Below are 5,621 nucleotides of genomic sequence, written 5' to 3'. Positions count from 1 at the left end.
GCGGCCCTGAGCCGAGGCGGCGTTGGCCAGCGCCTCGTTCAGTGTTGCCAGCTCGCCGGAACCATGCACCGACCAGCGCTGCTGGAACCGGTTCAGTTCCGACTCGACCTCGCTGACGATGCCGGCCAGCTCCTCGGGATCGTGTTCCGGCGCTCGCAGGGTCAGCGTGACCAGGGTGCCCATGGTGTAGAGCTGCCGTTCGAACCGAGGGTCGGCGTCGCGGCCACGCAGCACCAGTACGCCGATCATCAGCAGGATCAGCGCTGCCCCGATCCAGCGCCTCATGCCGATTCGATGGCGTCGAACAGCATGCCCGCGATGTTGATGCCGAACTGGGCGTCCAGCTCGCGGGCGCAGGTGGGGCTGGTGACGTTGATTTCGGTCAGGTAGTCGCCGATGACGTCCAGGCCGACAAAGCGCAGGCCGTGTTCGCGCAGCGTCGGTCCGACCTCGGCGGCAATCCAGCGGTCGCGGTCGCTCAGCGGGCGCCCTTCGCCGCGGCCTCCGGCTGCCAGGTTGGCACGGGTTTCACCGGATTTCGGAATGCGCGCGAGGCAGACATCCACCGGTTCGCCGTCGATCATCAGAATCCGCTTGTCGCCATGGGTGATCGCGGGGATGTAGCGCTGCGCCATCACCGGCCGTCGGCCATTGTCGGTCAGCGTCTCGACGATGGAGCCCCGGTTCGGGTCGCTGGTGGACACGCGGAAGATGCCCGCGCCGCCCATGCCGTCCAGCGGCTTGAGAATCGCGTCGTCCTGCGCGTCGATGAAGGCCTGGATGTCCGCCATGCGCATGCTGATCAGCGTGGGTGCCGTGCATTGCGGAAAGCCCGAGATCGCGATCTTCTCGTTCCAGTCACGCAGGCTGCCGGGCCGGTTGACCACGTTGGCGCCATCGGCCTCCGCGCGGCTCAGCACATGCGTCGCGTACAGAAAGCTGGCGTCGACCGGTGGATCCTTGCGCATCAGGATGACATCGAGCTCGGCCAGCGGCACTTCGCGGACATCGCCGAGCGTGAACCAGCTTCGCGCGTCATCGACCACCTGCAACGGGCGGCCCCGACCCAGCGCCTGGCCGTCGCGCAGGCTCAGGTCCGGAATCTCGAAATAGGTCAGCGTGTAGCCACGCCGCTGGGCCTCCAGCAGCATCGCCAGTGTCGTGTCCTTGGCCGGCTTGATGCCGGCGATGGGGTCCATCACCACACCCAGTTGCGGCATGTGCCTGTCCTTTCTCTGCGCCTGTCGGAGCGGTCAGTCGTCGTCGTGGCCGTTCTGCACGATCTCGCGCGCGGCCGCGACCAGGGCCAGACGTGCGACGACGCCATAGGCGTAGTAGCGGTTCGGCCCGGCGTCGGGATCCAGCTGCGGGTCGGGTCGTGACGCGCCATCGGCGAAGGCCAGTGGGTGGAACTGCATGCCTGGCGCATTGAGACTGTCGGTCGCCCCGCGTGACTCGTGTACGCGGTAAAAGCCGCCAACGACGAAACGGTCGATCATGTAGAGCACCGATTCGGCCGGGGATCCGTGTTCACCCCAGCGCTCGCGGGTATGCACGCCTTCCTGAATGATGGCGCCGGTGACCTCGCGGCCTTCCTTGCCGGACGCCATCTTCGTCCGCTGCTTGCGGTTCAGACCGGTGACATCCTCCGCCGAGCGGGCCGTCATGATGCCCATGCCATAGGTGCCGGCGTCGGACTTGATCACGACGTAAGGGTCGTCCTCGATGCCGTACTCGGCGTATTTCTCGCGGATCGCGGTCAGCAACATGTCCACATTGCTCGCCAGACACTCCTCGCCATCGCGCGTCATGAAGTTGATCTGCCCGCAGTTGCGGAACAGCGGATCGATCAGCCAGCGGTCCACGCCCACGGTACTCGCGAATTCGCCGGCGACCTGGGAATAGACGGTGAAGTGCTCGGACTTGGTCCGCGTTGCCCAGCCCAGCGTGGTCGGTGGCATGACCGGCTGCTCCACCCCGCGGAGGATCTCCGGCACACCGCTCGACAGGTCGTTGTTCAGGATCAGTGCGCAGGGATCGAAGCCCTCGACGCCAATCCGGTTGCCCTCGCGCCGCAGCGGTTCCAGTCGCAGCGGCCGGCCGCTGTCCAGTTCCAGGTCGGTGGGCTGCGTCAGGTCCGCCATCAGCGAACCGACGCGCACGTTGAACCCGGCCTTGTGCATCAACTCGACCAGCCGCGCCATGTTCTCCAGATAGAAGCGGTTGCGCGTGTGGTTCTCGGGGATGATCAGCAGCGATCGTGCGGTGGGGCAGATGCGATCGACGGCGGACTGCAAGGCCTGGATGCAGAGTGGTTCGAATTCCGGCGCGAGGTTGTTGAACCCGGCAGGGAACAGGTTCGTGTCCACCGGCGCGAGCTTGTAGCCCGCGTTGCGCAGGTCGACGGACGCGTAGAACGGTGCCGGCGTCTGCAGCCACTGCCTGCGGAACCAGGCCTCGATCTCACCCTGCTGTTCCAGCAGACGGGATTCCAGCTGTTGCAGAGGTCCACGGAGTGTCGCTTCGGCGTCAGTCATCGGGTCCGGTAGCGCCATCGGTTCGTCCAGGCCATTGGGGGGCGCATGTTACCGCAAGGCAACATGCTGCCGGTGAGGATGTGTTTCCTCGAATCCCGGGTTTTCCGTTCGAAATATGGTAAAACCGACGTTATTCCGTGCCGGACGTCGGCGGCTGTCTGCGGCGGGACGGGGAGCAGACGGAGGCTGAAACGCGACTCCGGGGGAATCGTTGAGTGTGGACGGGGTCGTGGTCGAGGCGGAAAGCTGCCAGAGGCGGTTCAATCGGATGGTCGACCGGTCCGGCATGACGGGGATGCGCGACGCGATGGAATCTCGCGCTGCACGGGTATCACCGTCAGGCAACACGGACGGTGTGTACTGACCATCGTTTCAGGCTTCCCCGGGGGGAAACACAGTGGCATCGAAAGAAGACACGCGGGGGATATCAGACGTGAAAGTCATGGTCATCGACGACAGCAAGACCATTCGGCGGACCGCCGAGACCTTGCTGGCGCGGGAAGGCTGCACGGTGATCACCGCGGTGGACGGGTTCGAGGCGCTGGCCAAGATCGCCGATCACCACCCCGACATCATTTTCGTCGACATCATGATGCCGCGGCTGGACGGCTATCAGGCCTGCGCCCTGATCAAGGGCAATCCACGGTTCAAGAACACGCCGGTGATCATGCTGTCGAGCAAGGACGGTCTGTTTGATCGTGCGCGCGGTCGGATCGTGGGTTCGGATCACTATCTGACCAAGCCCTTCACGCGAGACGAATTGCTCGGCGCCGTGCGCAAGCACACCGCCTCGAAAGCCGCTTGATGCAAGCCGACCCCTACACGCTGCCTCCGTATCAGTTGCTTGCGGCGCTGGAGCAGCGCCTGCAGGCCGGCGCGGGCGAGAGCGCGCTGCAGGCGGTTCGCACCTGGACGGGCCTGGGCCTGCGGGTGCGTGACCAGTTGTATGTGGCGCCGCGGTCCGATGTGCGCGAGGTCCTCACGCCGCCAGCGATGACTCGCGTTCCCAATGCGCCGGACTGGATGCGTGGTGTGGCGAACGTGCGCGGAGCGCTGTATCCGGTGCTGGACCTTGGCCGCCTGTTCGGGCGCGACGGGTTCGTGCCCGGTCCGCAATCGCGGCTGCTGCTGCTCAATTCCGATGTCGACCCGGTCGCCTTTCTGGTCGACGAGGTCTACGGCTATCGTAACTTCGAACCGGGCGATCAGCGCATGAGCGCGATCGAGACCGCGCCGGAGGAGATCGCCGCCTACCTGCTCGGCGGTTTCGTGCGTGACGGTCAACCCTGGCTGGCGCTGTCACTGCACCGCGCCGCCAGCGCGGGCCTCGGCGAGATGCCCGAGGTGCTCTCCGGAGCCGCCGCATGAACGCGGTGATGCAGCCTGCCGGGCAGGACACGCGCAATGGTTTGCACTGGCTGCGCGCGGAGCTGGACCTCAGCCTTGGCCGCGTTCGCGACAACATCGACCAGTCGCTGGAGCGCGGTGACGACGAACTGCTGTTGCAGAAATGCGTCGTGGAACTGCACCAGATTCGAGGCATCGCCACGGTGGTTCAGTGTTACGGCGCCGCCTGCCTCGCCGATGCGATGAAGAGCGCCGTGCAGGCGCTGGCCAATGGTGACGAAGTTCGGGACCGCGAAGCCGCGATCACCGCGCTGCTCGGCGCCTCGGTGCAGTTCAGCGACTATCTCGATTTGCTGACCTCGGGGGAGCAGGACGCGCTGCTCGTGTTCCACCCGATGATCAACGAGCTGCGCGTGTCCTGCGGGCTGGGTGTGCTCAGCGAGGCCGACCTCGTCGCGCGACATATCTTCGAGTCCGGCGCGATTCCGCTGGATGCGCCCGAGGGTGCCTCTCCCGACGATCCGGCCGCCCAGGCGGCGCGCAAGCTGCTGCCGGCCCTGCACAAGGCGATGCGCAGTTGGGTGCGCGGCGAGGAACGCACCGACAGCCTCAAGCGCATCGGTCGTATCGCCGAACATCTGCGCGGGCTCGCCGCCGGTGCGGGCTTTGGTGTGCTGATGCAGGCCACCGCCGCGACCGTGGAGTGCCTGCTGGCACTGAAACTGACCGACAGTCTGGAACTCAAGCGGCAGATGGGCCGGGTCGGGGAGCTGACCAAGCGCGTGGCCGTCGGGGGCGAGCAGGCCAGCGATGCGCCGGCGATGGTTCGCGCCGCGGTTGGCCTGGGGGTCGAGGTCTTCCGCAGCGGGACCCGATCCCGTCGCGCCAGCGCCTTGATCAGCCGGCTGCTGCTGGACAGTTGTCTGGTGCCCGATGCGCAGCTTGAACAGATGCGCATCAGCATCCGCGGGCCGAACACCGACGTGCTGACGCGGGTGGCCAACGAGATTCGCGAGGACTTCGCGCAGGTCAAGGATGAGATCGACCTGGCGATCCGGACCGGGCGTCGCGCGCCGGAGCAGCACGAGTCGATGGCCCGCACCCTCAAGCGCGTCTCCGATACGTTGTCGATGCTGGATCTCGGCGCCCTGCAGCGGGTGATCGACCGGCAGGCGGATCTGCTGGATACGCTGGAACTGGACGCCGCCGACGCGCGCTGGATGGAACTGGCGACCGCGCTGCTGCTGGTCGAACACAATTTGCAGGACGCTCTGTTCGGTCATGTTCGTGCCCGCGAAGGTGACCGGCGCGACCCCGCCGCCGTGCTGGCCGAACCACCGCCGGTCAAGCTGGATCATCGAGAGGGTGCCGACGCCGCGCTGAGGGAATCACTGGTCAACCTGTCGCAGCTCAAGGACCAGATCAGCGAATACATCACCCGTGGAGAACCCGGGCTGCTGTCCGATGCCCGGCGCATGCTGCACCAGGTGGAGTCGGCGCTGTCCGTGCTCGAGAGTGACCGTGGCGCCGCCCTGACGGCGCGCTTGCAGGGCACCATGGATCTGGACGGGTTTCGCGACATTCGCGACAACACGTTGCTGGCGGACGAGTTCGCCGACGCGGTCGCGCTGGCCGAGTGCTACATCGAGGCCCTGCAACAGGCGCAGCCGCAGACCGAGCACCTGCTGGATCAGCTCGAAACCGCGCTCGACGGACTGGACAGCCGCTTGCGGGCGG

6 protein-coding genes are annotated in these 5,621 nt (G+C 66.3%); 3 read left to right on the top strand and 3 right to left on the bottom strand.

Going from position 1 to position 5,621, the window contains the following annotated elements; genetic code table 11:
- The 3 genes from ABNS06_RS17860 to gshA all read right to left on the bottom strand — a co-directional run.
- A partial coding sequence (locus ABNS06_RS17860) for a hypothetical protein (protein WP_348675959.1) occupies nt 1-285 on the bottom strand: 285 nt, incomplete at its 3' end.
- Nucleotides 282-1,220 (bottom strand): glutathione synthase, encoded by a 939-nt coding sequence (gene gshB, locus ABNS06_RS17855; protein ID WP_348675958.1) that lies wholly within the window; start codon nt 1,218-1,220, stop codon nt 282-284. The genes gshB and ABNS06_RS17860, both read right to left, overlap by 4 nt.
- A gap of 33 nt (nt 1,221-1,253) precedes the next feature.
- Nucleotides 1,254-2,537, bottom strand: coding sequence for a glutamate--cysteine ligase (gshA, locus tag ABNS06_RS17850; RefSeq protein ID WP_348675957.1), 1,284 nt, complete (start codon nt 2,535-2,537; stop codon nt 1,254-1,256).
- 442 nt (nt 2,538-2,979) lie between these two features.
- On the opposite strand from gshA, the gene pilG reads away from it, so the two are divergent.
- From pilG to ABNS06_RS17835, 3 genes are all read left to right on the top strand, one after another.
- Entirely contained in the window at nt 2,980-3,342 is a 363-nt protein-coding gene (pilG, locus tag ABNS06_RS17845) for a twitching motility response regulator PilG (protein WP_348675960.1), read from the top strand.
- Entirely contained in the window at nt 3,342-3,905 is a 564-nt protein-coding gene (locus tag ABNS06_RS17840) for a chemotaxis protein CheW (RefSeq protein WP_348675956.1), read from the top strand. The genes pilG and ABNS06_RS17840 overlap by 1 nt, the downstream gene beginning before the upstream one ends.
- On the top strand, nt 3,902-5,621 hold a 1,720-nt coding region (locus ABNS06_RS17835), incomplete at its 3' end, for a hypothetical protein (protein WP_348675955.1). The genes ABNS06_RS17840 and ABNS06_RS17835, both read left to right, overlap by 4 nt.

Origin of the sequence: uncultured Abyssibacter sp. (genome assembly GCF_964000955.1) — a bacterium.
Taxonomy (GTDB): Bacteria; Pseudomonadota; Gammaproteobacteria; order Nevskiales; family OUC007; genus Abyssibacter.
The sequence above is the reverse complement of the archived record's forward strand: the minus strand, read 5'-3'. Positions and strand labels throughout refer to the sequence as shown.

Bases quoted from the DNA above. Each gene is read 5' to 3' on its own strand.
- gshB (WP_348675958.1), bottom strand. From the start codon at position 1,220: ATGCCGCAACTGGGTGTGGTGATGGACCCCATCGCCGGCATCAAGCCG.
- gshA (WP_348675957.1), bottom strand. From the start codon at position 2,537: ATGACTGACGCCGAAGCGACACTCCGTGGACCTCTGCAACAGCTGGAA.
- pilG (WP_348675960.1), top strand. From the start codon at position 2,980: ATGGTCATCGACGACAGCAAGACCATTCGGCGGACCGCCGAGACCTTG.
- ABNS06_RS17840 (WP_348675956.1), top strand. From the start codon at position 3,342: ATGCAAGCCGACCCCTACACGCTGCCTCCGTATCAGTTGCTTGCGGCG.